The organism is Bacillus cereus group sp. MYBK245-2 (genome assembly GCF_051916145.1).
In the GTDB taxonomy this organism is placed as follows: Bacteria; Bacillota; Bacilli; order Bacillales; family Bacillaceae_G; genus Bacillus_A; species Bacillus_A pacificus.
This window is the reverse complement of the sequence record NZ_JBQAGB010000018.1, coordinates 42428-67390: the sequence shown is the minus strand read 5'-3', so window position 1 is coordinate 67390 and position 24963 is coordinate 42428. Positions and strand designations below refer to the sequence as shown.

Here is a 24963-nt window from a genome sequence, read left to right as displayed (position 1 = left end):
AGAAATTCAAAAACATGACACGAACATTACACTTTTGTAAGATAATAATTATTTCTTCACTTTAGAAACCTTCATGCCGTCACCAATTGGACTTTTACGGCAAAAGAAAAGACCTCCTTAACGATTGCACTCCATCGCTAAAAAGGTCTTTCTCTATTTCAACTAAAAACTTAGCACTCTTCTGGCTTACCAGCATTCGTCGCTGTACGGAAAGATGATCCACATCCGCATGATGCGATTGCGTTTGGATTATCGATTGTGAATCCCCCGCCAAGCATAGATTGTTTATAATCAATTTTTACTCCTTTAACAATGGGAGCACTTTCTTTATCGATAACAAATTCAACACCGAAAAACTCAAGAACTGTGTCGTCTTCTTTTGGTTCTACTTCAAATCCTAAGCCGTAAGAAAGACCACTACATCCGCCGCCGTGTACAGCAAGGCGCACGTACTTCTCTCCATCTTCAGCATCTTTTAACATATCTTTAATTTGAAAAGCTGCTTGTTCTGTAACTTCAATCATGAAATACACCATCCTTTCTGTTCTCGTTCTATTATACATCTTTACGCTTCTATCTTGTACTCATACACTCCGCGGCAAATTACTTCTGCTGGTCCTTTCATTAACACGTTTCCTTCTTCTGTCCATGCAATCATTAAATCGCCGCCAGCTAAATGAACTGTAATTTCCTTACCACGTTCCATTTTTCCATTTAAAATAGAGGCTACAACTGCAGCACACGCCCCTGTTCCGCAAGCTTGTGTTACACCAGATCCACGTTCCCAAACGCGGAAGTTCATCTCTTCCTCATTTAAGATTTCGATGAATTCAACATTTACTCGTTCCGGGAACATTTCATGTGTCTCAAGGACTGGACCAAGCGTTGTAAGAGGTGCTTGGTCTACATCATCAACAAAAATAACTGCATGCGGATTTCCCATTGAAACAGCTGTAAATGCATAACGATGGTTATTGTATAAGAAGTTTTCACGAATAAATGGTGTTTCACCTTCACCAAGCATCGGTATTTCTGCACGGGTTAAACGAGGTGCTCCCATATCAATTTTCGCTAATGTAACTTTCCCTTCTTCTACCGTTACTTCCGCCGTTACAATGCCAGCTAACGTTTCAATTGTGAAAACTGTATCTTCTACTAGTTTATGCTCATACGCATATTTCGCTACGCAGCGTAAACCGTTACCACAGCTCTTTCCTTCTGATCCATCATTATTAAACATGCGCATTTTCACCGGCGCTACGTCAGATGGACAAATTAAAATCATTCCATCTGCTCCAATACCAGTATTAATATTTGAAACTTTTTCCGCCACAAGAGCTAAATCTTCTTCAGGAATTTGTTCTTCAAACATATTTACATATATATAACTATTGCCAAGACCATGCATTTTTGTAAAAGAAAATTGGCTCATTTGTATTCACTCCAAAAATAATTTGTTATGTTAAGTATAAAATGCACGCTTTTAGAACACAATATGAATGTCCCCCGTTTCTCATATTTGACAACATTTGGCGATGAGCCAGTCTTGCGCAAATTGTGTAAGAAAAAAGCCCTTCTAAAAGGGCCTTTTTTTATTTATATACAATATTATCTCCCTGCAAAAGAAGATTTTATCTCATAAGAAAAAGGTGCTGCCGATTGCAACACCTTAAAACATTGGATTTTCATCCAAATACTCATATACATTATTAACAAGTTCTTCTACTGTAGCACCTTGTACTACTTCACCATTTACAAGTGCAAACGGTCCTTCAAAACAAATGCCACAATATCCTAAACAACCATACTCCATTACATCTAAATTCGGATCTTTTTCTAATTTCTCTAAAGCTGCTTGTGAACCACTTGCAAGGTTACCTACACAAAATTCAATTAATGGTTTAATCAAAATTCTCCCCCCTGTACTACAAAACAAATTACTTTCTGACTTCATCTATAAGAAAAAAACTAAGCTGTTTCTTGTTGTTTTCATTACACCTTCTAAACTATTTAGTTACTTCATTATTTCACTTCAAAATAGATGATTCCTTCTATATAACATGCTATTTACGATGAAATGGTAACTAAATAATACAGATCGTTTACTCTACTTTTCTTCTTATTGTACAACAGAGTATTCATTCATGCATTGTTATTTGTTCACAAATTCGATATAATTTGATTGAGTAAAGTCAAAATATTTTATTAATATAAAATTTTATGATTAGGGGATATTTCAACAGAAAAGGGGTAATCCATCATGAAACACCTCGTAATATTAGGTGGCGGCTACGGTGGAATGAGAATTCTGCAACGGCTACTTCCAAGCAACCAACTTCCAGATGATGTACAAGTGACATTAATCGACAAAGTACCATATCATTGCTTCAAAACTGAATATTATGCATTAGTTGCGGGTACTATTTCAGAAACGCATATTCGTATACCGTTTCCTGAACACCCACGCCTCAATATTCAATACGGCACAGTAACAAATATTGATCTCGAAGAAAAAGCTGTTCATCTCGATGGCGGCGAAGCAATCCAATATGATGATTTAATTATTGGACTTGGCTGTGAGGATAAATACCATAACGTTCCTGGGGCGAAGGAATATACACATAGCCTACAATCGATTGAACAAACACGTAAGACATATGAACAATTAAATAGTCTAGAACCAAATGCAACGGTAGCTGTCGTTGGTGCTGGATTAAGTGGCGTTGAAGTTGCAAGTGAACTTCGCGAAAGCCGTTCTGATTTAAAAATCTACTTATTTGATCGAAAAGATAGAATTCTATTCCCATATCCAGAAAAATTAAGTAGATATGTAGAAGAATGGTTCGTAAAACATAAAGTTACTATTATACGAAACTCTAACATTACAAAAGTAGAGCCAAATATTGTGTACAACCACGATGAACCACTTGAATGTGATGCAATCGTCTGGACAGCTGGTATTCAAGCAAATGAAGTTGTTCGAAACCTTCCAGTTGAACAAGATGGTAGCGGACGGGTTGTTTTAACAAAATATCACAATATTCCAAATAACGAGCACGTATATGTTGTAGGAGATTGTGCAGCACTGCCACACGCACCATCTGCACAACTTGCTGAAGGTCAAGGGGAACAAATTGTCCAAATATTATTAAAACGTTGGAATAATGAACCACTTCCTGACGAACTACCTGTCATTAAATTAAAAGGTGTTCTCGGCTCTCTTGGTAAGAAGCATGGCTTTGGTTTGCTAGCAAACCAACCATTAATGGGACGTGTACCAAGGTTACTAAAATCCGGTATCCTCTGGATGTACAAATATCATAACGGTTAATACTTTACAGGCTGTCTCCTAATTAGGCAGCCTCTTATTCGTTAAAATATAATTATCAGACACATCTTTCTCAATATGAATCATGATTTATTTTTCATTTTCATATTAAAAACTACCAATAAACAGTGTATGCTATTGATAAGTTGTTTTATTTCCTTTAAGGCCGAATTCATTCGGTCTTATTTTTTGTGTTGTAAATACTTTTACAGGAGGCATTTCATTTCACTTATGAACGTAACGAAATTAAATGATCGCATAGAAGCGAAGAAGAAAGAATTGATCTATCTCGTTGAAAAGTACGGATTCACTCATCATAAAGTAATTTCTTTCAGCCAAGAATTAGATCGTTTACTTAACTTATTAATAGAAATCAAGACGAAGAAAAAACGTTGCTCTTTATAACCGTTACCTTCTCTTTTTTGATACGATAGAACTAGAATCAGAAAGGAGCCATCTATGTTTATATTAAAAGACGTTACATATAAAGATATACTGCACATTCCTTATTTACAGATTCAAAAAGAAAAAATCACATGTATTATCGGCGAGAGTGGGAGTGGAAAAAGCACATTGCTCCGTATGTTAAATGATCTACAATCTCCAACATCTGGAACAATTGAATATAACGGAAAATTGATTTCTGACTATCCCCCTATTCAATTACGACGTGACGTAGTCATGCTTGGGCAAACGCCACCTATTTTCGATGGAACCATTAAAAACAATCTATTAATGGGACTTCGTCTTTCTGAAAAACCATTTCCAAATGATGCTGCCTTGCGAAGTGCATTAACGACTGTTAGCTTGGAAAAAAATTTAGAAGACAACGCTGATTCATTATCAGGTGGCGAAAAACAACGACTTGCTTTTGCACGTATCGTACTTATGGATCCACCTGTCTATTTATTAGATGAACCAACTTCGGCGTTAGATAGCGATACAGAACGACGCGTTATGAAGCAATTCACTATGCTAGCAAAAGAAAAGAAAAAAACAGTCATCTTCATCACGCACTCACAACAGCTTCCAGAAGAAATTGCAGACGATATTATTGAGATTAGTAAAGCAAACGGTGCAACTAGAAAGGAAGTGCTCTCAGTTGAAGGGCGTGATTGAACTCCAAATTTGGCAACTTGCCGCTGCATATATTTTTATTCTTATTTTAATCGGGCTCGTGAAATTAAAAGGGATACCTCGCGAAAAACAAATCGCGCTCGCAACGTTCCGTATGACGATTCAGCTCGTACTCGTTGCCTATGTCCTTACATACGTATTTGAAAATAGTAATCCATTTTATACAATTGCTCTCATTACTTCTATTACTACCTTTGCAATTTTTAATATTTATAAACGAGTTAATATCCCAATGTCTAAAGAATTAAAACGAGTAGCCGCCCTTTCCATGGTAGCCGGATCAATTGGGCCACTTCTACTATTTATCTTTGTTATTATCGGACATGATCCGTGGTACGCCCCGCAATATATCGTTCCGATTACCGGAATGTTAGTTGGGAATGCGATGACAGGTGTTTCTCTCGGTGCAAATACGTTCTTAAACAATATGAAATCGCAAAGAGGTCAAATCGAGGGGGCACTTATGCTCGGTGCAACACCGAAAGAAGCCGCTGCCCCGCTCATACGCGACGGTTTTGACTCCGCTATTTTACCAACGATCAATTCTATGGTCGGAATGGGAATTATAAGCTTACCAGGCATGATGACAGGACAAATCTTATCTGGTGTATCACCATTTACAGCCATTCAATATCAAATCGCAATTATACTCGGTATTTCAGGAAGTACCGCTTTTGCGGTTATTATCTTCTTGCAGCTTGGATATAAAACTTTCTTTAATAAGCGGTGTCAGTTGAAGGAGATTGACTATGGCGGACGGTAATCTAGCTTTTTGCTCGGTAAATGATGCACCTTTCTCGGTGAGTGAAATTATATCGACGATTTTTCGAATATATCTATCATAACTCAAAATATATCAACGATTTTTGAAATATATCGACGATTCGACAAGGAATATCGACTTACCGACAAAAAATGACATAATAAAAAGAGGAGGCCTATACGCCTCCTCTTTTTATTTACTTACGCCTTCTTAACGAATTGTGATTTTAACTTCATAGCTCCGAAACCGTCGATTTTGCAATCAATATCGTGATCGCCATCAACTAGACGGATGCTCTTTACTTTCGTACCGATCTTCACAACTGAAGAAGTTCCTTTTACTTTTAAATCTTTAATGACAGTAACAGCATCGCCGTCTTGAAGAACGTTTCCGTTCGCATCTTTTACAACTTTTGCACCATCATTATTTTCAGCTTCTGCTTCTTGGCCCCACTCATGAGCACATTCTGGACATACGAAAAGAACGCCATCCTCATACGTATATTCTGAATTACATTTTGGACAATTTGGTAAAGTAGCCATAAATTCATTTCCTCCGTTCATTATTTATACGTAAAAATCAAAATTGATGTTTACATCTCGATAAATAAAATTTGTACAGCATTTCTTTATAGTGCCATAGTCTCACGTTATTGACAAGCCTACCTGGAATTCTCATTTTTTATTGTATTTTACAAAATTTCAATTCGTATGGTGTTTTACAATAAAAAAGAAGAACCCTCACAAGATTCTTCTTTTCAAAATGGACGAGTTCTCACTAGAACCCCCAACCATTTTCTTCAATGTAAAATTGATATTCTTCTAACTCTTCTTCACTTAACTTCTTATTATTTTCATGTACTTCTTGCCATTCAAAATAGTCTTCACTAAAATAAACAGCAAATTTAATTTTCACGTTCTTCTTCTCTGCATAATCATAACCAGTAAATTCTACTACATCATAATCTTGTTCTTTCTTCACAAACTTCCAAGTTGGATTATCCGTCATAATCTCTAAAGTCACACCTTCACTACTTGAACGAACGACATTTTTAATATTTGGCTCAGTTGGTAAAAGTGAGAGTCCGAACATAGCTCCACCAAACACGATTCCAACTATAACCTGGAAACCAACCATACCAGCAAAACTAGCGCCACCCTTTGATTGTAAGTAATACGCCTTCTCATAATCTGGCATATCTTCTCCCTTATGTAATACACGAACAGCATGCTTATAATATAAACGGTTTCCTTGCCATCCAGTAAATATCATCGTTCCTAACTGAAGAACTAAACTACATGTTAAATAAATCCCATCTGGAATATCTATAAAAGGAGTTACAATGATACTAGGTACCGCTAATAACGTAAGTATAATAAACAACTTATACATTTTACGATAAGCTAACCAAAAAGTTGGGAAGAAAAAGGCTACCCAATTCCACGTATTCCCTTGCGCTGGATTTTCTACTTTGCCCCACTTAAAGTCATAATAAGCTGTATTCTTTTGAACAACTTTATGCAACTCTTGCGGAGAAATTTTTTCTTGTAAAACAGTTTCCTTCACGTACATCATCCTTTTCTCATATCTACATACGTGTATTTTATAGAAATAAAAAGAAGGAATCTAACAAAAAGGACATATATTTCATAAAAATGAACAGAAATCGAATATATTCCTACAATTTACCGTTTATTATTCCATTTTACTTTTAAATATATTAGAATACTTATGAATGATATCTTTAATACACTAAGTTAATTATTTTATATATTCACTAAAAAGGATGCATCAAAATCATTTTATACATCTTTTTTAGTGAATATATACTACTATTTTAAAACAAACATCTCGATTTAAGAGAACTCACAAATTAGCTTTCTACTATTTCAAACATATTTCCACTTACGCAACTAATGAATAATGCATTATTAACTTCCTCAATTGATACAATAAAATCTATTGCTACAACATTTTTAGGCAGTTTAATTATATCTTTTACCTCGCCACATGCAGCATCAAGTATTATCAATTCTAAATTTGAAGTTGCAATATAAATTTCTCGATCTTTATATAACAGAACCTCTGTAATATCATGTAGAGTCGTATTGTTCCAAATCACTTTACCTGTTTGAATATTAATACCACAAATTCTTCCTTCTCCTAAGGACAATACCATCATCTCTCCGATAAGAAATGGAGGCAATTCAATTTCAAAAGGCATATTTACTTCATATAACTTTTGAGCGCTCTTATGGTCATAACATTGTATTTGTTTACTTACCTCTTCATAATCATACTCAGTTCTTGTTAATAATATTTTTGATTCCTGTGATGCAATGTAAGAGTACTGTACCTCATCAAAGGCTTTTTCAAAAATTAAGTTACAACCTTCTTTTCCATATTCCCACTTTTGTAATAAATCTATTGCTACACATATAAAATGTTCATTAGTTAAAGTAACTGGTTCATTTGGATTACAATCTTCCATCATTTGTTTCCATCGTGTAGAAGCATCTAATAATTGAATGGCAATTGCAACGTTACTATATGCATCAACTTCCGCATCTTCATCCAAAGGATTTCCTGCTAACACATAGTAATCTGAGCCAAAATGGCACTGCAACTTCTCTCCTCCAACTCGGACATTCTTTTCCCATACTTTCACTCCACTTTCAAGCTCTAATAAAACATTGTAGCCTTCCTGTGTAATAACTAATAAACGTGGTAATTCTTCCCTCGTAGTTTTTACATCTTGTATAATATGCCCTTCTATTTCTAAATTCCATAGAAACTCCCCAGAACTTGATGAAATAGCGTACAATTTCGCAATATTTTCTCCAAATCTATTCGCATGCCAAATAATTGTGACATCATTCACAGTTATGCAATTACAATATTCTACTAGTGGAAGATGACACTGCCAAACCTCTTCTTTCGTTTCACTATCGAGTTTACGAATTTCGTGGTTGTTTTCCTCCACATAAAAGATACTCTTCTCATTATGAGATAGTACCGGAGTAAATATCGGGTCAACCTCTATCCCCTTTAAATAATTCCAGTTTAATTCATACTTACCACTTGTAGAATGATATGTTCGGTACATAATTGCGTTATTTCCATTTACAAGTTCAGAAAGAAATGGCTCAATTTCTAAAATTCTATGATACGCATCTTTTATTCGGAAAGAATCAACTCCACTTATGTAAATCTGCTCTATCTCCTTTTTAAGAAACGAAAAGATTGCTCGTAAAAATTGCTCGCTATCAACACTAGCTAACTTTTTTCCTCTTTGATTAATAATGAGAAAGTCCCCATCCTTCTTCTTAAACTCTACCTTTTTTTCATATCCATCTAAAAAAATCACAGCACCATCATCTTTAAAACATTCACCCCATGCGTCAAACAACTGACAAATCGGGTCGATTATGTCTGTTTTTTCTTGCAACACAATTCTCTCATCTATACTAATTACTATTTCTCCGGCATTTTCTGTCGGCAGTTTATTTAGTTCGATTTGAAACTTTTTCATTATTTCCTCCCTCTATTGCTCGTTATTCAAACTAACTATAATATATGACATAAGATTCTTAAAACTATTATTTGAGGTGATCCAATATGAAGACTACAATTTGGACAGAAGATGATTATTTAAAACTAGCACCCATTAACGACGAACTAATCAAAAAAGCAGAAGAAGTACTGAACGTAAAGCTTCCGGAATCATACATAAACCTTCTAAAAGAACAAAATGGAGGAACACTGCGCCTTGATGCTCACCCTACTTCAGAGCCAAATTCTTGGGCAGACGATCACGTTAATGTTTCTGGCTTATATGGCATTTCTTTTGATGAAAATGAATCTAGTATTTTAGAGAGTCATTATTTCATTCAGGAATGGGAAATGCCTGAGAATCTCGTACTTTTATCGGGGGACGGGCATACGTGGATTGCATTAGACTATCGAAATGTAGCTGAAAATCCTCCAGTTATATTTATTGATAATGAAGTTGAGCAAATAATTGAATTAGCACCTAACTTTGAAAGTTTCTTACAAAACTTAACTACATATGAATATGACGAAGAGTAAGCCTTATTCTAAAGCGGTACAAAATTCCATTGCAAGTTTACATGCTGCTTTAAAACCGCTTGGATTTAAGAAAAAAAGACATACATTTTGCAAAGCTGAAAACGGATTTTATAAACTCATTAACATACAAAAAAGTCAATTTGGAGATGACTTCTATATACATATAGGAGTTCATCCTATCGGTCTCCCGCAGCTTATCACGGACCAATTACTAATTAAAGAAAACATCTCAATATTCGATTGCATTCTGCGAACGAGAATAGAGCCTATACATATGAAACAGAACCAGTTATTGCATAATGTTTCACATGAAACTATCGACATTCTGAATTATCTTTCTACTATTTTCGACTGGTTTCAAGTGTGGGCATCTTATGAGAATTTAGTAAAAACAAATATACATTCCGTTACTCCGGTACTAGCCGTCGTTCCAATATTACAGGAAAAAGCGTTTTTGCTTCTTACTTGTTTCTCTTTCTACAATTTAAAACAGTACGAGCAAGCTAATCACTACTTACAGCAATATTTGCAATGTGCTGTACATCTGAGTACCGAGGAAAAAGAGCTCGTATTCTTTCACGAAGTTGACATGTATATGAAAAAACTAGTAGAAAACGCAATGTAACTTCACATTGTGCTTTCTGCTAGTGCTTTATCACACTTTTATATCCCTTCCCCCTACAACGCCCAAGTAGTATTCATTTCTTCAAACGACTCTTTACTAACTTTCAGTCCTTCACTATCATCTGTTCCAATCATCGCTACCTCATCTTTAGACAATATAATTTCCTCATTTTCACTTTGGATTTTTCTCTCATACACGATTTGTAAAAGCTCTATTTGTTCCTCTGTTAGCTCATACTCTTCTTCCAATCTTTCCATCGCTGATTCCTTATCAAGTAATGGAATTTCTAATAAGAATCCGCCGTGCTCTTCCATCTCTTCAAATGAATCAATTGAATACGCACCGCTATCCTCAATCCAAAATGCAGTTGTAATAAAAGGAACTGTTTCACCTTCTACTTCTTCTAATACATATTGAAGTGCTTCTTCTTTCGCAATATCTATTACTTCCGAAGGTGCCCCTTCAAAATAATTTTTCGCATCAATCCACTCATCAATTCTCTCACTATTCACATCTTGAAGACATACGATCGTATAATCCGGATGAAACGTAATTGTCCCTCTTCCGCCTTGACTATCTTGCATACTATAGTTACATCCATCCCATGAACTTTCATGTGAGAGATCAGGATCATGTGCTACAGAAATTGCATTTGCAATCGAATTTAAGATGCAGCCTTTCCATAATTGTTCTCTATCTATATGTAATTTATATTTACTCATCGTCTTCCTCCACACACATATTGTTTCTATTATCTTTCCTCTACATAATACGAAAGACGCCCTTTCAAAAAGGCGTCTTTTTTACAGTTGAAAATTTACTAATATAAAAAATACATTGTTTAATACATGAATTCCAATTGGAACGAGTAAATTGTTTGTTTTCTTATAGGTGTAGGCTAAACTTATCCCTATACCCAAAATATATAAAACACTCCCTACTGTAAGGGGATGACCTAAAGTAAATATGAAAGCACTTATAACGGCACTACTAAGTGTAGAGAAACGCTGAGATAATTTCATAAAAAGCATACCTCGGAATACAAGCTCTTCCCAAATCGGTGCGAAAATCGTGAGTACAACTACATATACAATGATTTCATTTTTAGTAGGTTCTATTACTAGATTAGTTTCATCCACACGAAGCCCATGTGGTAAAACTAAATTTAATACCGCAAGATATATAAGCAGTACGATCATCGTCATTATTATTGTTACATAATGTTTTGAGTTATTGAATTGTATTGATTTTAGTAAATGCACACAGTAATTTCTTGCCGGTGCATACATTACAATAATCATACAAAACGTGAAGGGTGAAATGAGATGATTTACATACCACGGATATAATGAGAATTCATATAAAAAGTTCAAATAACCAATTCCATACATTACCCCAAAAATAATTACTATCATACTGATTACTTCGAGCATACTCATTTGTACATTCTTTTCTTTATATGTAACTAATTCCGTGTCCATTATATCCCCTCCAGTATAATTAAACCTTTTAAACCATTATATACCAAATTAAACGTAAAAAAAGACAATACATTCAACTGTATTGTCCATTTTCTTCCCTACCATTTCTCTCTGCATGTTTCAATTAAATGCAGTAAGTACCTCTTCGTCATATCTGCCCTTCTCCACCTTGAGAGCATTCGCTTTTCTTTTGGATTCTGCCGTATTCTTGCTACTTCTTTTAATAAAATCTCCCATTCTTCCCCTGAACGTTCTGACAAGTATTGTAATCCTCTATCTTTTGAAACGATTGTTTTATGATCTAGTGTATATAAAATACGCCCCATCGTAACGACCGCTGATTCTACCCATTCTTCTATAAAGAATAAATATGGCTGCTTCGCCTTCCCGCTCCAGTACTGTTCTACGTTGTATTTCATCGTATTTACTACATCATCCCACCTTACTTGGAACGAAAGGTCTTCTGCTTCTTTCCCGATCACTGTAATACCTTGATTTTTCAATGTCCACCATGTGACTGCATTAATATCCCAATGTCCTATATTCGCCTTACCATCTGCACAATACACGTACTCATTCATTTCATCATTGTATTTTCCTAAATCAGCAAGCGGAATATACATACCATCCATTCTTTTCCCTAACGTACTACCACTAAGTTTCTTATGAAGCTCTACAAGTTGCTGTTTTTCAGCTTCATTCACGGGATCACTTATTACCGTGACAAAATCAACATCGCTCGTTTCTGCATGAAATGCACCGAGTGCGATGGATCCGTAAATATATACCCCGACTATTTTTTCATCTAAAAAAATTTCTTTCAGTCCTCCTATGTACTGCTCCATCAACTGCTCTACTTCTTTCGGTAACGCATGCTTCACTACATTCTCCACATCTATCCCTCCAATAAAAAAAGCCTTTGCAAATTCGCAAAGGCTTCCTGCTTTATAAATATTTCTCGATTTCTTCGTAAACATCCTTCAAACGAGGATTTCCTTCTCCAACAATTTCTCCATTTACAAGAACGACCGGATAAAATAAATCTTCCTCCACTACGCGCTCTGCGAATGCTTTTTTATCTTCATCTTCTTGTTCTTCTTGAAAATCAATATACTCGAAATTAAATTTATTTTCTTGTCCTTCATATTTACGACCAATCGCCGCTTGTAACCACTCAAACGTTTCTGTTGAAGATGGCATTCCAACGCAGCTCGCACAAATTACTTTCGTCCCATACACTTGCACATTAACCATTTCTTCTCCCCCACTTCTTGTTCTAACAGTATATTCAGATACCTTATTACATAAGCACATCATTTTACAAACTCATTCCATACCCCTATACTGAAAAAACACGTTGTAAACATGATAAAAAATTTCGGCAATAAAACAAGAACAGAAAAAATAGATTTTCCCCTCTATCTTGATTATAATAAAACTGATGAAAGGAGTCGATAAAAATGGAAAACCCACATATGCAAGAACAAGTACTAGAAGTATTAGATAAATTACGTCCATTCTTACTTCGCGATGGCGGAGACGTTGAATTAGTAGACATTGAAGAAGGTATCGTAAAATTACGCCTTATGGGTGCATGCGGAAGCTGCCCAAGTTCTACAATCACACTAAAAGCTGGTATCGAACGCGCATTACTTGAAGAAGTACCAGGCGTTATCGAAGTAGAACAAGTATTTTAATTAAAAGCGAAAGCGGCTCGTTCAAAGCCACTTGCTAAAAGGAGACCAAATTTGGTCTCCTTTTTTTATACAAATCACATTTATCCGTTAACATCATAAAACAAAATTGGAAATCCTTCTCAAAAAATGCGATAATTGATACTATATAGTGAATCGTTCACACATATAAAGTAAAAAACATAGGGGGACGACACATGCCAAAAATGGGGAACACGTTTTTAACAATTCAAGAACTAGAAAGGAAAAAAGAGTATTTATTGGACCTTTCATCCGTTATACCGACATGGAATGCGAGCTATCAATTTTTATTTAAAGAAATCCAGCAAGAATTATTGAGTAAAGTAAATGAAAAAATCGAACAACATCAATTCATTTTAAATATATGTGCAGATCAACAGGTAGGGGCGTAATGTATTACATATAATTGTGGTATATAAAAAAGAGACCTCAATCGGTCTCTTTTTTATATTTTTAAGACAGCCAATCTAATTTTCTAATCCCGAGCTTATCAACTGGTAAACGAAGTGAGCCATAAAAATGTTTCATAAATTGCTCAGAGCGGTTCACATCGTGTAAAATGGCTTCTAAGCGATCTCTATATATGCTTTTTTGTTCTTCGTTTCCAGTTTGGTAATATCGTTCGACTGTTTCAAAATAGTGAAGCGGGAACAGAAGCCTTGCAAATAATAGGCGCCACCCAAATGAGGATAGCGAATAGTTCCGTTCATAATCTGTAACAAATTGAACGATTGTTTGCTCCCAGTCTTTCTTTTTTTCAATTATCATATAGCGGATTAATTCTGCTATATCTCGAGTTGGGTGATCATACACCCAATCAAAAGGGAGTTTGAGACGCTTCGTTTGATGCCATAATAAAGGTGTGAATCGTTCTTGGCAAATTGTTGCTGCATCCGTTAGTTGCGGCGTATCATCCATCTCTGTATCAACAACGTATTGAATGGCATTTTCCGCAACTCCTAAGTAATACGGGAAGGATTCAATAAACAATTGATCGAATACGTCTGTAGGGTGGTTCATCACTTGTGACTGCCAAAACTTTTCTAACTGATCGAGCCTTTTTTCCCATAACGCTTTCCATTCACCAATGCGGCTTAATTGCTCAATTTCTTCTGGAAAGAATGCACCTCGTTTATGGAATATAGAAAGCTCACTTCCTAATGACATAGCATGTCGTTCTAACGCGCGCATACCTTTTAATAAGCAGTAATTTTGTTCTTCTATCTCACTTACATAGTAGCCGTGTATAGTCGGAACGAAAGTCGCTACAGTTATATCCCCTTGCTGGTTCATATAATCACTGAGCTTTTTCATCTCTACAAGTACTTCTTCCTCCATTTCTCCAATTGGAACAAGTACATAAATTTTGTTGCGAATCCAAAAGCTTTTATAGGGGCCAAGGGGGATTAATTCTTTAACATGCATATGATAATGCTCATAAATATGATGAATCATCGCAGTCGCCACCTATGGTTTTTCTTTATATATATGAGCTTGTGCTCGCCTTTCATTCCTATGCACATGATAAAGCAACGAAACGTATACAAATACTAAAAAGAAAAAAAGGTGATAAACATGAAAGAATCAAATCAACTACAAGAAAGAGCATTGCAACTATTACAAGAACGCGGTGTAACAATTGATGATATTGCTGAGCTTGTTCATTTTCTTCAAAAAAAATATCATCCAAATTTAGAGATGTCAGAATGCCGTTATAACGTTGAGCGTGTATTATCAAAACGTGAAGTACAGAATGCACTAATTACTGGTATCGAACTCGATGTCCTTGCTGAAAAAGGAATGTTAAGTGAGCCGTTACAAGATATCGTAAAACGTGATGAAGGCTTATACGGAATTGATGAAGTGATCGCACTTTCTATCGTTAACGTGTACGGTTCTATCGGTTTCACAAACTTTGGATATATCGATAAATTAAAACCTGGTATTTTAGAATACTTAAATGATAAATCAACTGGAAAGGTGCATACATTCCTTGATGATATCGTTGGTGGAATCGCTGCCGCTGCTTCAAGCCGTTTAGCACATAGAGCTGAGCATTCGGAGTGAAATATGAAAGACCGTCAGTGTCATACTGACGGTCTTTCGTATTCCATGAGCATAAATTCTCTTCCACAGCTCAAAAAAATAGGACCTTGTTGAAAACCTATTTTTTTATATAGCGTAATCGCTCTTGTATTAAATGTCGCTACGCTAAGTCGAAACGTTTTCGGCTTATATTCTTTCGCTGCAAAGGCTATCCCAGCTTGAAAAAATATTTTCCCCAGCCCTTTCCCTGTTAACTCCGGCTTCATGCCAAGTCCGATATCCATTACATCTTCTCCACTATATAAATGAGCATCTCTTCCACCTGGCACTTGTGCATTTTCCCCAAAACAAAAATAGCCGATAAACTCTCCTTTATCGTCACAACAACCATAATACGTCCCATCTAGCAATTCTTCTATTACTTCTTCCTCGCCTGAAAAGCTATATAAATTATAGGGTTCTTCGTACGTCCACGTATTTATCTCATTTGCTTCTTCTACCGTCAGCTCATGTATTTCCACTTTCTCTTCCCCCTATTATATTTCTACTAACAATATTCGATACTCATCTTATAATTCATCTTTCTCAATATGTTTTTTTAATTTCTCGCTTTATTTTTATGGAAGATTTTTCTTATTATGTTACGATTAAACAGAATCATTTGAAATAAGGTGGTGACAATTTGAATTATTTTTCTTATCTCTCCTTAGAAGAACGTCAAAATTTTTTCTATAAAGAACCTCTTAGTTTTTCAAAAAATATAGAGAAAGAGCAATTAGCGTACGCATTAGGTGCTACACTATATACTCCTGGCACGAAAGAAACGATCGCGGAAGATATAATTAGAAAAAAACATGTGGAAGCTACCTCGATTATTTTTTGTCTAGAAGACTCTATCAGCGATAAGGAAGTAAAGTTTGCAGAGCAAAATATCGTCTTTCAAATACAGCAAATCGCCAACTTGGTCAGTGCTAACATACTAAATCAAGCAGACATCCCCCTTCTTTTTATTAGAGTTCGACAGCCAAGTCAAATGAGGACAATTGTTACTGAATTAGGTAGTGCGGTTCATTGCTTATGTGGTTTTGTCTTTCCAAAATTCACACCCGTTAATGGAAAGTCTTATATCGATCAGCTTGCTTATATAAACAAGCTATATTCATTATCCCTTTACGGAATGCCGATTTTAGAATCCCCAGAAATTATGTATAGAGAAACACGTGTAAAATCATTGTTACAAATAAAAGATCTACTAGATTCCTATCGTGATTACATCTTAAATGTACGCATTGGTGCTACTGATTTTTCAAGCATATTTGGTATTCGGCGTAATAAACACACCCCTATCTATCATATTACTGTTGTTCGTGATTGTATTTCCGACATTATTAATATTTTCTCCAGAGCAACAAATGGATATGTTATTTCAGGATGTGTATGGGAATATTTTTCTAATGATTACGAAGAAGGGCTCATTCAAGAGGTATCGCTTGACCATGCAAATGGATTAATTGGAAAGACAGTCATTCACCCATCTCATATTAAAGTTGTACAAGCAATGCACATTGTTACAATGGAAGATTATTTAGACGCAAGGTCAATTTTACAACATGCAAATACGTATAACGGAGTGCTAAAAAGCAGTTTTGCTAACAAAATGAATGAAGTAAAGCCCCATTATAACTGGGCTCGCAAAACCATTTTAAAATCTAATATTTACGGGGTGCTACATGAAAACAAACAATTCACCGATCTCCTTATTACAAACGCAAAACAACACGTATAACGTTTTGAATAATATAAAGGTTCATGTAGAAGTACGTGATAATCCATATAACTTAGAATTAGACAATCTTTTTCAAATGGCTGCGAGAATCAATAAGAAGCGGAGTTTTTTATTTGTAAGTACAATTCTTGGAAAGCATCTTCCTATTAAACCTGCAGTCTCTCTAGCAAGTGGATTTGCTCTCGCTGCAAGATATATGGAAATACTACATAATACTTTTCATCCATTTCAAAAAGAAATTTTAAATCTTATTTCATTAGAAGTTGATGAAATTCCAGAAGAAATATTTCATTATCAATATCCCTTGCCAGAAGAAGTTTTATTTATCGGATTCGCTGAAACAGCAACAGCACTTGGCCATTCTATGTTTCAATGCTTTCAAAATGCAAAGTATGTACATACAACTAGGGAATCGATACCCAATCTCGAATCTGTCATTACATTTGAGGAAGAACATTCCCATGCAACATCACACCGTTGTTATGTGGATAAAAGCTTTTTTCAAAACAACAATCCAATCATTCTCGTAGATGATGAGATGACAACTGGGAAAACCGCACTAAATATTATCAGGTCTATTCAACAGCAATTTCCACGAGAAGAGTATACCATCGCTTCTTTATTAGACTGGCGTTCTAATACTAATAGAAGACAATTTAAACAACTAGAAGAAGAACTTCAAATAAAAATTCATGTTATTTCTTTATTAGAAGGCCGCATTCACACAACTGGCCAGCCATTGAATATTACAAAAACAGATACTCATATTGAAGAAACAAAACCTTATTTCAAAAAACATACGATTATTTGTCCAGCATTATCCTATACATCAAATTATATAAAATATACTGGACGCTTTGGCATTTCATCATATGAACAAAAGCACATTCATTCTTTTGCTCAAGAAGCAGGAAAAATGTTACAAAGAAAAAGAATTGGAAAACGAACACTCTGCCTCGGAACGGGTGAGTTTATGTATATTCCAATGAAAATTGCTGCTGAAATGGGTGAAAATATTTTATATCAATCTACAACACGAAGCCCTATCCACCCTGTTTCAAATGATGTGAACTACGCCATTCATAATCATTTCTCTTATCCAAATCCCGAAGATTCTACTATTACAAATTACTTTTATAATATTTCACCCCATGAATACGATGAAGTATTTGTGTTTATGGAACGTGATGTAGGAGAAGAAGCCTTATCACCTCTTCTACAGCAGTTACAAACAGTTATTCCTTGTATTCATATCGTCTCATTTTCAAATAGCATAGAAAAGGAAGGTTGATAATTATGGTAAAGGTAAATTCCCATATTAGTAGTTACGATCCAAATGATGCTATTTTTCTATTAAAAGATATTAGTGATTTAATGAAAGAAAGTTCCACAGAAACGAGAGAACAAGCCATTCAAGCTGGCATACATTATTCTGAAATGTTACCAACGGAATATAAACCATCTAAAGCATATATGGATTTATTCTTTTCTTCCCTGCAACATTACAAACACAAACTAGCCATCGCTGTCGGAGTTGTCGCTGAACAAATTATACAGACTAAAGGAACGAATCTCGTCCTCGTCTCATTAGCGCGTGCTGGTACACCTATTGGTATTCTTATAAAACGCTACATACGCTATCAATATAACCTTGATGTACCTCACTATTGTATTTCTATTATTCGTGGACGCGGCATCGATGAAAATGCACTTCACTATATTTTAGAACATCATCCTACAGAAACAATTCAATTCATTGATGGCTGGACTGGAAAGGGTGCAATAAAAAAGGAATTGGAACAGGCAGTACATACATTTAACGAGAGAAATAATACACACCTTTCTCATTGTATGGCTGTACTTGCTGATCCCGGTTACTGTACTTCAATTTACGGTACACGCGAAGATTTTCTTATCCCTAGTGCTTGCTTAAATGCGACCGTCTCTGGACTAATTAGCCGCACTGTACTAAATGACACCTATATTGGCCCAAATGATTTTCATGGTGTTAAATATTATAAAGAGCTAGAACAAGAAGATTTATCAAATTTCTTTATCGATGAGATAACAGATTTATTCCCTTCTGTTCATTCTCATATAGATAATCAATTACATTATATTGCTTCAACATACACCGATCCATCTTGGCAAGGATTAAAAGATATACAATCTATCCAAACTCACTTTGAAATTGATGATATTAATCTAATTAAACCAGGAGTCGGTGAAACAACTCGCGTATTACTCCGGAGAATACCGTGGAAAATTTTAATACGAAAGCAAGACACTCCTGATTTAAAGCATATTTTACTTCTTGCTAAAGAAAAGAATGTCCCTGTTGAAATATATGAGAATATGACTTATTCATGTTGCGGACTCATTAAGCCTCTTAGGGGGAATACGATATGATTTTCGCCAGTGATCTTGATCAGACACTTATTTATTCCCGTAAATCATTTCGTGCTCATATAGAAGATAATTCAATTCAGCTCATTGAAACTTTAGATGGAAAAGAAATTTCTTTCATAACATATAAAACCATTACACTACTAATAAAATTGCAACTGCATTCATATTTTATCCCAGTTACAACAAGAACGATTGAACAATTTCAACGTATTACTTTATTCCAAAATGAAATCATTCCTGAATATGCCATTACAAGTAACGGCGGTAATATCCTTCATAACGGTAAGCAAGATGTTACTTGGAACAAAGAAATAAAAAAAAGAATTTCAGTAGAATGTATAGAGAGGAACGATATACTAAAGGAATTTGAACAAATCGCTCATAAAGATTGGGTTATATCACAAAAAACGGCTGATGATTTATTCCACTATTGCATCATTAAACGAGAGAACATTCCTTATGATGAATTATCATCCTTCACTTCCTGGTTAGACAAACAGGGCTGGAATCATTCACTTCAAGGTAGGAAACTATACTTTGTACCAAAACCAATTAACAAATGGGACGCCGTGCAATATATACAAGAAATACTACAAATGGATACTATTATTACAGCTGGGGATTCTTTACTTGATTTATGCATGCTTGAAAAGGCGAGCTATGCCTTCGCACCACTTCATGGTGAATTAGGGGCAACATATAATCATTTACAACCCCATATTGTAAAAACAGATGCAATCGGCATATATGCCGCAGAAGAAATCGTAAGTAAATCACTTCAAATCATTCACAGTTCATCACCTACCTCATAATTGAAATATGCACAATTGCATACGCACGCCCATGGAACAAATGGTACAATTTATTCGAATCGCTGTTGCTACACTTCTTGATCAAAGAAAAGGCGTTAAAACGGATATTAGCGCCTTATCAAACTCAAGCAATTGGCACATTTTGTCATCTTGAAAGACACTCGAAAGAGTGTCTTTTTTTCTATACCTTACAAGGACTTACTCATTTCAAAGCATAAACACATAAAATAATGTAACTCTTTACACGCATGAATCCCTTTCTAAAAGTTGCGAAGTAGACTCAAAATAAAGAAGCACTCTTGGCTAGAGTGCTTTTTACTTTCAAACAAGGAGGTTACATAATATGGATAGTACTCTCGTATTTAACTTCGGCATTGGTATTGTTATCATTTTATTTGTTTTCTTTGTTCTTTGTATGAGCGGAGTGTAGAAAGACGATTTGAGGCGTCTTTTTATACATATGTATTACTTGACTTTCGTAAAAGAAGTAACAATAATGGTTACAGCGAAACCATTCACATATCCACAAATAGGAGGAAGAACAATGAAACATGTAATCGTTTATGCACACCCAAATACAGAAAGCTTCAACCATGCGATTTTAGAAACGGTAAAAAAGGAATTAGAAGAAAAAGGTCATGAGGTACGCGTTCGCGATCTATACGAATTAAACTTCAACCCAGTATTAGACGCTTCCGATTTCATCTCATTTTCTCAAGGAAACACACCAGCAGATATTAAAGAAGAGCAAGAGCATATCTCTTGGGCTGATAGCATTACATTTATTTATCCGGTTTGGTGGGCGGGACTTCCTGCTATTTTAAAAGGATACGTTGATCGTGTATTTAGCCACGGCTTCGCTTATGCTTACGGTGAAAATGGCATAGAGAAGTTATTAAGCGGTAAAAAAGGATTATTATTATCTACAATGGGAAATACGAAAGAGGCATACACAGCAGGCGGTATGTTTGAAGCAATGAAAAAAACAGCTGATGTTGGTATTTTTGAATTTACAGGCATTGAAACAATTGAGCATACATTCTATACAAGTGTCCCTTCTGTGGATGACAGTGTGCGTAAACAATATCTTGAAGAGGTTAAAGATGTTGTGAATCGTGCGTTTTAAATAACATTATATCAGCGATTTTTTTAATATATCAGCGCAACTCAAATTATATCGGCGATTTTCTAAATATATCGACTTATCGACAAAAAACGACACTAATTACAACTGAATATTAGCCCACACCAATCGGGCTACCCGCAAATATTAGAAAAAAGCTGCTCCAAAGTTTGGAACAGCTTTTTTCATTACATCTTCTCAATCCACTCCGTCAAGTTATGCACAACTTGCGTCGGTTGTACTTCATATTCTGTTAACTTCTCCACAGTTGTGACTCCAGTGTGGACAAGAAGCGTATGCATACCAGCATTTATTCCTGCTAAAATGTCTGTATCGTAGTTATCCCCAACCATTAATGCTTCATTCTTTTCTATGCCAAGCACTTTCAAGGCTTGTTCCATAATGATTGATTCTGGTTTTCCGATAAAGATTGGATCCACACCTGTTGATACTGCTACAACTGATGTTAATGAACCGTTACCTGGTAATAATCCGCGCTCAGTCGGAATGGCAATGTCACCATTTGTAGAAATAAACGTTGCGCCGTTACGCACAGCAAGACAAGCTTTTGCTAATTTTTCATATGTGATGTCACGATCTAAACCAACAACAACGAAATCAGGATTTTCATCTACAAGTTCAAATCCTTTTTCCACAAGCGCATCGTGTAAACCTTCTTCACCAATCATATATACAGTTGCGTCTTGTTTACGTTCATAAATGAAGTTTGCTGTTGCCATACTCGTTGTGAATACTTGCTCTGCTTTCGCTGGAATATCGAAACGAACAAGTTTTTCTGCCACTTGTTCTGGTTTACGAGTTGAGTTATTCGTAACGAATAAATACGGAATGCCGCGCTCTCCTAACGCTTTGACGAAGTCGCTTGCTTCTTCAATTTGTTCTTCTCCGCGATACATTGTACCGTCTAAGTCAATTAAGTAACCTTTATACATCGATTATGTCTCTCCTTCTATGCTAACGTTCTCACCTTATCATACCACTCTTATATTACCCGCTTTTCCAAAAGAAAAAAACGCTTTACCTTAAAGCGCCCCATAACGTTCATTTTTTCTCTTTTATTTGGTAAGAACAACTACAATCGCCCTCGCACATGTTTGCTAGCGTTTTCACATCTGCGTTCGCAAATAAACGATTATACATCTCTTTTTCATCTTCACACACTTGCGGGAATCTCTCTGCAATTTCCTTTAACGGACAGTTTTGTTTTTCAATTACGAAAGAGTTCTCTCCATCTCTCTTGATTTGAACCATATAACCATTTTTCTCTTGCATAGCTGCTATCTCTTGCACTTTATATGCTAAATTCTTTTGATTACTCACTCGCTTTTGCAACTGTTCTTCCATACGCTTCGTTCTCTCTTTTAAAACGTAACGAAGTATTTTTTCATCGCCCATTCGAGCTAAATCTTCTAGCATATCAATCGCAAATTGCTTATACTCTTTCGGAAATGTATCTTCTCCCTTTTCGCTTAATCCATACAAATAAGTTGGTCTTCCGACATGTTGCCTTACCATCTTGGAATAGATGAAACCATCTTTCTCAAGATTACTTAAATGTCTTCGAATTGCCATTTCTGTAATCTCTAAAATTTCAGCTAGTTCCGCTACGGTGTGCTCTCCCTTTACTTTCAACAACTGCACAATTTCATCTTTCGTCGTACGTGCTTCCCCCATGCTTCACCCTTCTCCCTCACATACAATATAAGACCCCCAAAAGGCATTCCCTGGGGATCTTATAAGCATAATTATTCTGGTACAAATGCAGATACAGGTCCTAATTCCTTCTCTAAATAACTGCGAATATTTGCTGGGTATTTCTCTACCACTGCAATATGTTTTTGAATCGTCTTATATAATTCATCATGATTCATTTGAATATAATCTTGCGTAAGCATTTTTCGAAGAAGGATAATTTCTTTCATCCCTTGTCCATCTTCTGTACTTATCACTCGCTCGTCCATTAAAATATCGATAATATCTTCATAACTTCCTGGATCGCGCATAATAAATCCATCAATCATCGCATTCCCTACATCTAATACACAATCAATCATTAGATGAGCTATGCGTTCTAATGCGTAAAATTCAAACTCGGTTTCATATATCTTTTTCTCTTGAAATGTACTTGTTGCTCGTTCTAAACATACTAGCATTTGTTCTATTTTCTTTCTGTCTACAAAATACATGAATGTCACCTACCTGGAAATTAAAGCATTTACATTTTAATTGTAACGCTTTCTTCTGAAAAAATCGACAATTTTTCGAATTCACCTTTTCTCCGTTATTTGTTATAGTTATATTTGTATGATTTTTGAAATTGGAGGAATGGAACCTTGGAACGTGAACTCGCACTAGAAATTGTCCGTGTAACAGAAGCAGCAGCATTAGCATCCGCACAGTGGATGGGCCGCGGAAAGAAAAATGAAGCAGATGATGCAGCAACTACAGCAATGCGTGATATGTTCGATTCAGTAAACATGGCAGGTACAGTTGTAATTGGTGAAGGAGAACTTGATGAAGCACCGATGTTATATATTGGTGAAGAACTAGGAACAGGTAACGGTCCAGAAGTAGATATCGCCGTTGACCCATTAGAAGGTACAAACATCGTTGCAAAAGGTCTTGCAAATGCAATGGCAGTTATCGCAATCGCAGATAAAGGAAACCTTCTTCATGCTCCTGATATGTACATGGAAAAAATCGCGGTTGGTCCAAAAGCAGCTGGTAAAATTAGCTTAGATGATCCAATTGAAAAAACAATTGAAATTGTAGCAGAAGCTAACAATAAAAAGATTCGCGATCTAACAGTTATCGTTCAAGAACGTGAACGTCATCAAGATATTATCGATCGTGTTCGTGCAAAAGGTGCACGCGTAAAATTATTTGGTGACGGTGATGTTGGTGCGTCAATCGCAACAGCACTACCTGGAACTGGTATTGATTTATTCGTAGGTATTGGCGGAGCTCCAGAAGGCGTTATTTCTGCAGCAGCATTAAAATGCCTTGAAGGTGAAATGCAAGCTCGCTTAGTTCCAATGAACGAAGAAGAAGAAGCTCGTTGTCGTGAAATGGGATTAGAAGATCCTCGTCAACTTCTTATGTTAGACGATTTAGTATCTGGTGATGATGCAATCTTCTCAGCAACTGGTGTATCTGCTGGTGAGTTATTAGACGGCGTGAAATTCCTAGGCGGAGATTTAGCTGAAACATACTCTATCGTAATGCGTTACAAAACAAGAACGGTACGATTCATTAAAACGCATCACCATTTAGATCATAAGCCACACTTAAACTTAGATATTTAATAAAAGGAGCCATGTGTATGGAAGAACGTTTCTTTCTGTACGACGACACTGTCGCTACAAAAACTCGTTTCGTTAGCTTTATGGGAGAAAATGAGCGTCATGATTTAGCGCTACTATACTCCGATCGTCATTACGGTAAAACAATTGTCCTTGATATGCAGCGTAATAAATTTGCAATCATCGGCGCCGACGATTTAAACGAACCAGGCTACTTAGAGCACGCATTTTCTATGACTGAAGAAATTGCAGAAGAATTACGCTCATTTTTATTTGAACTTATATAATTTATCGTAGGCACCAGCTTTTTAGCTGGTGCTTTTTCA

At 35.7% G+C, this 24963-nt stretch carries 31 protein-coding genes; 16 read left to right on the top strand and 15 right to left on the bottom strand.

The window, feature by feature from the left end; all coding sequences use genetic code 11:
- Nucleotides 1-170 precede the first annotated feature (170 nt).
- The 3 genes from ACTFRN_RS23565 to ACTFRN_RS23555 all read right to left on the bottom strand — a co-directional run bounded on the left by ACTFRN_RS23565 (nt 171) and on the right by ACTFRN_RS23555 (nt 1909).
- Nucleotides 171-524 carry a HesB/IscA family protein gene (locus ACTFRN_RS23565; RefSeq protein WP_000573822.1) on the bottom strand — a complete coding sequence of 118 codons (354 nt, stop codon included), beginning with the start codon at nt 522-524 and terminating at the stop codon, nt 171-173.
- Nucleotides 525-565: 41 nt separating this feature from the next.
- Complete coding sequence (gene dapF / locus ACTFRN_RS23560; protein ID WP_000077382.1) at nt 566-1432, bottom strand: diaminopimelate epimerase; 867 nt, start codon at nt 1430-1432, stop codon at nt 566-568.
- A gap of 237 nt (nt 1433-1669) precedes the next feature.
- Nucleotides 1670-1909: a YuzB family protein gene (locus ACTFRN_RS23555; RefSeq protein WP_000595026.1), complete on the bottom strand. Its 240-nt coding sequence runs from the start codon at nt 1907-1909 to the stop codon at nt 1670-1672.
- A gap of 351 nt (nt 1910-2260) precedes the next feature.
- Between ACTFRN_RS23555 and ACTFRN_RS23550 the strand changes: the two genes are divergently transcribed.
- The 4 genes from ACTFRN_RS23550 (at nt 2261) to ACTFRN_RS23535 (ending at nt 5228) form a co-directional block, all read left to right on the top strand.
- Nucleotides 2261-3331: an NAD(P)/FAD-dependent oxidoreductase gene (locus ACTFRN_RS23550; protein ID WP_000682074.1), complete on the top strand. Its 1071-nt coding sequence runs from the start codon at nt 2261-2263 to the stop codon at nt 3329-3331.
- A 228-nt stretch (nt 3332-3559) separates the two neighbouring features.
- Nucleotides 3560-3733 carry an aspartyl-phosphate phosphatase Spo0E family protein gene (locus ACTFRN_RS23545; protein ID WP_001103328.1) on the top strand — a complete coding sequence of 58 codons (174 nt, stop codon included), beginning with the start codon at nt 3560-3562 and terminating at the stop codon, nt 3731-3733.
- Nucleotides 3734-3787: 54 nt separating this feature from the next.
- Nucleotides 3788-4447: an ABC transporter ATP-binding protein gene (locus ACTFRN_RS23540; RefSeq protein WP_074615112.1), complete on the top strand. Its 660-nt coding sequence runs from the start codon at nt 3788-3790 to the stop codon at nt 4445-4447.
- A complete protein-coding gene (locus ACTFRN_RS23535) occupies nt 4431-5228 on the top strand; it encodes an ABC transporter permease (RefSeq protein ID WP_074615113.1) in 798 nt (265 codons plus the stop codon). Before ACTFRN_RS23540 ends, ACTFRN_RS23535 begins: the two co-directional genes overlap by 17 nt.
- 200 nt (nt 5229-5428) lie before the next feature.
- On the opposite strand, the gene phnA is transcribed toward ACTFRN_RS23535, so the two are convergent.
- The 3 genes from phnA to ACTFRN_RS23520 all read right to left on the bottom strand — a co-directional run bounded on the left by phnA (nt 5429) and on the right by ACTFRN_RS23520 (nt 8760).
- On the bottom strand, nt 5429-5770 hold the full coding sequence (gene phnA, locus ACTFRN_RS23530; protein WP_000212737.1) for an alkylphosphonate utilization operon protein PhnA: 342 nt from the start codon (nt 5768-5770) through the stop codon (nt 5429-5431).
- A gap of 235 nt (nt 5771-6005) precedes the next feature.
- Nucleotides 6006-6800 (bottom strand): DUF2628 domain-containing protein, encoded by a 795-nt coding sequence (locus ACTFRN_RS23525; RefSeq protein WP_088106290.1) that lies wholly within the window; start codon nt 6798-6800, stop codon nt 6006-6008.
- 301 nt (nt 6801-7101) lie between these two features.
- Nucleotides 7102-8760, bottom strand: coding sequence for an outer membrane protein assembly factor BamB family protein (locus ACTFRN_RS23520; protein WP_088106289.1), 1659 nt, complete (start codon nt 8758-8760; stop codon nt 7102-7104).
- An 86-nt stretch (nt 8761-8846) separates the two neighbouring features.
- Here ACTFRN_RS23520 and ACTFRN_RS23515 point away from each other — a divergent pair, with 86 nt between their 5' ends.
- Entirely contained in the window at nt 8847-9317 is a 471-nt protein-coding gene (locus ACTFRN_RS23515; protein ID WP_002028779.1) for an SMI1/KNR4 family protein, read from the top strand.
- Nucleotides 9304-9942, top strand: coding sequence for a DUF4304 domain-containing protein (locus ACTFRN_RS23510; protein WP_140383328.1), 639 nt, complete (start codon nt 9304-9306; stop codon nt 9940-9942). Before ACTFRN_RS23515 ends, ACTFRN_RS23510 begins: the two co-directional genes overlap by 14 nt.
- Nucleotides 9943-9995: 53 nt before the next feature.
- Here the strand turns inward: ACTFRN_RS23510 and ACTFRN_RS23505 are convergent, their stop codons facing one another.
- The 4 genes from ACTFRN_RS23505 to ACTFRN_RS23490 form a co-directional block, all read right to left on the bottom strand.
- A complete protein-coding gene (locus tag ACTFRN_RS23505) occupies nt 9996-10664 on the bottom strand; it encodes a hypothetical protein (protein ID WP_088106287.1) in 669 nt (222 codons plus the stop codon).
- A gap of 81 nt (nt 10665-10745) precedes the next feature.
- Nucleotides 10746-11423: a CPBP family intramembrane glutamic endopeptidase gene (locus tag ACTFRN_RS23500; protein WP_088106286.1), complete on the bottom strand. Its 678-nt coding sequence runs from the start codon at nt 11421-11423 to the stop codon at nt 10746-10748.
- A gap of 98 nt (nt 11424-11521) precedes the next feature.
- Nucleotides 11522-12316, bottom strand: a complete 795-nt coding sequence (locus ACTFRN_RS23495; protein WP_049111501.1) for a nucleotidyltransferase domain-containing protein — start codon at nt 12314-12316, stop codon at nt 11522-11524.
- A gap of 52 nt (nt 12317-12368) precedes the next feature.
- Nucleotides 12369-12677, bottom strand: a complete 309-nt coding sequence (locus tag ACTFRN_RS23490) for a YuzD family protein (RefSeq protein WP_000248590.1) — start codon at nt 12675-12677, stop codon at nt 12369-12371.
- A 206-nt stretch (nt 12678-12883) separates the two neighbouring features.
- Here ACTFRN_RS23490 and ACTFRN_RS23485 point away from each other — a divergent pair, with 206 nt between their 5' ends.
- Together ACTFRN_RS23485 and ACTFRN_RS23480 are read left to right on the top strand one after the other, a co-directional pair.
- Nucleotides 12884-13120: a NifU family protein gene (locus ACTFRN_RS23485; protein WP_000431159.1), complete on the top strand. Its 237-nt coding sequence runs from the start codon at nt 12884-12886 to the stop codon at nt 13118-13120.
- A gap of 194 nt (nt 13121-13314) precedes the next feature.
- Nucleotides 13315-13530 carry a hypothetical protein gene (locus ACTFRN_RS23480; protein WP_014893439.1) on the top strand — a complete coding sequence of 72 codons (216 nt, stop codon included), beginning with the start codon at nt 13315-13317 and terminating at the stop codon, nt 13528-13530.
- Nucleotides 13531-13591: 61 nt separating this feature from the next.
- Here ACTFRN_RS23480 and yutH read toward each other — a convergent pair whose 3' ends face one another.
- A complete protein-coding gene (yutH, locus tag ACTFRN_RS23475; RefSeq protein WP_000581269.1) occupies nt 13592-14593 on the bottom strand; it encodes a spore coat putative kinase YutH in 1002 nt (333 codons plus the stop codon).
- Nucleotides 14594-14713: 120 nt separating this feature from the next.
- Here yutH and ACTFRN_RS23470 point away from each other — a divergent pair, with 120 nt between their 5' ends.
- The gene (locus ACTFRN_RS23470; RefSeq protein ID WP_000665103.1) at nt 14714-15205 is read left to right on the top strand and encodes a phosphatidylglycerophosphatase A family protein; all 492 of its coding nucleotides are present in this window, start codon (nt 14714-14716) and stop codon (nt 15203-15205) included.
- Nucleotides 15206-15225: 20 nt separating this feature from the next.
- Here ACTFRN_RS23470 and ACTFRN_RS23465 read toward each other — a convergent pair whose 3' ends face one another.
- A complete protein-coding gene (locus ACTFRN_RS23465) occupies nt 15226-15705 on the bottom strand; it encodes a GNAT family N-acetyltransferase (RefSeq protein WP_074567892.1) in 480 nt (159 codons plus the stop codon).
- 161 nt (nt 15706-15866) lie between these two features.
- On the opposite strand from ACTFRN_RS23465, the gene ACTFRN_RS23460 reads away from it, so the two are divergent.
- The 5 genes from ACTFRN_RS23460 (at nt 15867) to ACTFRN_RS23440 (ending at nt 21317) form a co-directional block, all read left to right on the top strand.
- Nucleotides 15867-16970, top strand: a complete 1104-nt coding sequence (locus ACTFRN_RS23460; protein WP_001106073.1) for an HpcH/HpaI aldolase/citrate lyase family protein — start codon at nt 15867-15869, stop codon at nt 16968-16970.
- Nucleotides 16915-18261: a phosphoribosyltransferase family protein gene (locus ACTFRN_RS23455; RefSeq protein WP_074567893.1), complete on the top strand. Its 1347-nt coding sequence runs from the start codon at nt 16915-16917 to the stop codon at nt 18259-18261. The genes ACTFRN_RS23460 and ACTFRN_RS23455 overlap by 56 nt, the downstream gene beginning before the upstream one ends.
- 5 nt (nt 18262-18266) lie before the next feature.
- Nucleotides 18267-19379: a cysteine protease StiP family protein gene (locus tag ACTFRN_RS23450; protein ID WP_014893436.1), complete on the top strand. Its 1113-nt coding sequence runs from the start codon at nt 18267-18269 to the stop codon at nt 19377-19379.
- Nucleotides 19376-20191, top strand: coding sequence for an HAD family hydrolase (locus ACTFRN_RS23445; protein WP_014893435.1), 816 nt, complete (start codon nt 19376-19378; stop codon nt 20189-20191). Before ACTFRN_RS23450 ends, ACTFRN_RS23445 begins: the two co-directional genes overlap by 4 nt.
- A 544-nt stretch (nt 20192-20735) precedes the next feature.
- Nucleotides 20736-21317, top strand: coding sequence for an NAD(P)H-dependent oxidoreductase (locus ACTFRN_RS23440; protein ID WP_000683406.1), 582 nt, complete (start codon nt 20736-20738; stop codon nt 21315-21317).
- A gap of 185 nt (nt 21318-21502) precedes the next feature.
- On the opposite strand, the gene ACTFRN_RS23435 is transcribed toward ACTFRN_RS23440, so the two are convergent.
- From ACTFRN_RS23435 to ACTFRN_RS23425, 3 genes are all read right to left on the bottom strand, one after another.
- Nucleotides 21503-22267: a TIGR01457 family HAD-type hydrolase gene (locus ACTFRN_RS23435; RefSeq protein WP_000276467.1), complete on the bottom strand. Its 765-nt coding sequence runs from the start codon at nt 22265-22267 to the stop codon at nt 21503-21505.
- A 109-nt stretch (nt 22268-22376) separates the two neighbouring features.
- Nucleotides 22377-23009, bottom strand: coding sequence for a helix-turn-helix transcriptional regulator (locus ACTFRN_RS23430; protein WP_000503352.1), 633 nt, complete (start codon nt 23007-23009; stop codon nt 22377-22379).
- Nucleotides 23010-23080: 71 nt separating this feature from the next.
- Nucleotides 23081-23521: a DUF86 domain-containing protein gene (locus ACTFRN_RS23425; RefSeq protein ID WP_000274011.1), complete on the bottom strand. Its 441-nt coding sequence runs from the start codon at nt 23519-23521 to the stop codon at nt 23081-23083.
- A gap of 147 nt (nt 23522-23668) precedes the next feature.
- Here ACTFRN_RS23425 and glpX point away from each other — a divergent pair, with 147 nt between their 5' ends.
- Together glpX and ACTFRN_RS23415 are read left to right on the top strand one after the other, a co-directional pair.
- Entirely contained in the window at nt 23669-24640 is a 972-nt protein-coding gene (gene glpX / locus ACTFRN_RS23420; protein ID WP_000439090.1) for a class II fructose-bisphosphatase, read from the top strand.
- A gap of 17 nt (nt 24641-24657) precedes the next feature.
- A complete protein-coding gene (locus ACTFRN_RS23415) occupies nt 24658-24924 on the top strand; it encodes a DUF3055 domain-containing protein (RefSeq protein WP_000392606.1) in 267 nt (88 codons plus the stop codon).
- The last annotated feature ends 39 nt before the right edge of the window (nt 24925-24963 follow it).

What these genes read in the sequence shown, in the direction of transcription:
- dapF (WP_000077382.1), bottom strand. Translation starts at nt 1,432, where the DNA reads ATGAGCCAATTTTCTTTTACAAAAATGCATGGTCTTGGCAATAGTTAT.
- ACTFRN_RS23500 (WP_088106286.1), bottom strand. Translation starts at nt 11,423, where the DNA reads ATGGACACGGAATTAGTTACATATAAAGAAAAGAATGTACAAATGAGT.
- ACTFRN_RS23490 (WP_000248590.1), bottom strand. Translation starts at nt 12,677, where the DNA reads ATGGTTAATGTGCAAGTGTATGGGACGAAAGTAATTTGTGCGAGCTGC.
- ACTFRN_RS23510 (WP_140383328.1), top strand. Translation starts at nt 9,304, where the DNA reads ATGACGAAGAGTAAGCCTTATTCTAAAGCGGTACAAAATTCCATTGCA.
- phnA (WP_000212737.1), bottom strand. Translation starts at nt 5,770, where the DNA reads ATGGCTACTTTACCAAATTGTCCAAAATGTAATTCAGAATATACGTAT.
- ACTFRN_RS23415 (WP_000392606.1), top strand. Translation starts at nt 24,658, where the DNA reads ATGGAAGAACGTTTCTTTCTGTACGACGACACTGTCGCTACAAAAACT.
- ACTFRN_RS23545 (WP_001103328.1), top strand. Translation starts at nt 3,560, where the DNA reads ATGAACGTAACGAAATTAAATGATCGCATAGAAGCGAAGAAGAAAGAA.
- ACTFRN_RS23480 (WP_014893439.1), top strand. Translation starts at nt 13,315, where the DNA reads ATGCCAAAAATGGGGAACACGTTTTTAACAATTCAAGAACTAGAAAGG.
- ACTFRN_RS23515 (WP_002028779.1), top strand. Translation starts at nt 8,847, where the DNA reads ATGAAGACTACAATTTGGACAGAAGATGATTATTTAAAACTAGCACCC.
- ACTFRN_RS23430 (WP_000503352.1), bottom strand. Translation starts at nt 23,009, where the DNA reads ATGGGGGAAGCACGTACGACGAAAGATGAAATTGTGCAGTTGTTGAAA.
- ACTFRN_RS23550 (WP_000682074.1), top strand. Translation starts at nt 2,261, where the DNA reads ATGAAACACCTCGTAATATTAGGTGGCGGCTACGGTGGAATGAGAATT.
- ACTFRN_RS23450 (WP_014893436.1), top strand. Translation starts at nt 18,267, where the DNA reads ATGGTAAAGGTAAATTCCCATATTAGTAGTTACGATCCAAATGATGCT.
- ACTFRN_RS23425 (WP_000274011.1), bottom strand. Translation starts at nt 23,521, where the DNA reads ATGTATTTTGTAGACAGAAAGAAAATAGAACAAATGCTAGTATGTTTA.
- ACTFRN_RS23470 (WP_000665103.1), top strand. Translation starts at nt 14,714, where the DNA reads ATGAAAGAATCAAATCAACTACAAGAAAGAGCATTGCAACTATTACAA.
- ACTFRN_RS23520 (WP_088106289.1), bottom strand. Translation starts at nt 8,760, where the DNA reads ATGAAAAAGTTTCAAATCGAACTAAATAAACTGCCGACAGAAAATGCC.
- ACTFRN_RS23485 (WP_000431159.1), top strand. Translation starts at nt 12,884, where the DNA reads ATGGAAAACCCACATATGCAAGAACAAGTACTAGAAGTATTAGATAAA.
- ACTFRN_RS23565 (WP_000573822.1), bottom strand. Translation starts at nt 524, where the DNA reads ATGATTGAAGTTACAGAACAAGCAGCTTTTCAAATTAAAGATATGTTA.
- ACTFRN_RS23445 (WP_014893435.1), top strand. Translation starts at nt 19,376, where the DNA reads ATGATTTTCGCCAGTGATCTTGATCAGACACTTATTTATTCCCGTAAA.
- ACTFRN_RS23540 (WP_074615112.1), top strand. Translation starts at nt 3,788, where the DNA reads ATGTTTATATTAAAAGACGTTACATATAAAGATATACTGCACATTCCT.
- ACTFRN_RS23505 (WP_088106287.1), bottom strand. Translation starts at nt 10,664, where the DNA reads ATGAGTAAATATAAATTACATATAGATAGAGAACAATTATGGAAAGGC.
- ACTFRN_RS23525 (WP_088106290.1), bottom strand. Translation starts at nt 6,800, where the DNA reads ATGTACGTGAAGGAAACTGTTTTACAAGAAAAAATTTCTCCGCAAGAG.
- ACTFRN_RS23455 (WP_074567893.1), top strand. Translation starts at nt 16,915, where the DNA reads ATGAAAACAAACAATTCACCGATCTCCTTATTACAAACGCAAAACAAC.
- yutH (WP_000581269.1), bottom strand. Translation starts at nt 14,593, where the DNA reads ATGATTCATCATATTTATGAGCATTATCATATGCATGTTAAAGAATTA.
- ACTFRN_RS23435 (WP_000276467.1), bottom strand. Translation starts at nt 22,267, where the DNA reads ATGTATAAAGGTTACTTAATTGACTTAGACGGTACAATGTATCGCGGA.
- ACTFRN_RS23440 (WP_000683406.1), top strand. Translation starts at nt 20,736, where the DNA reads ATGAAACATGTAATCGTTTATGCACACCCAAATACAGAAAGCTTCAAC.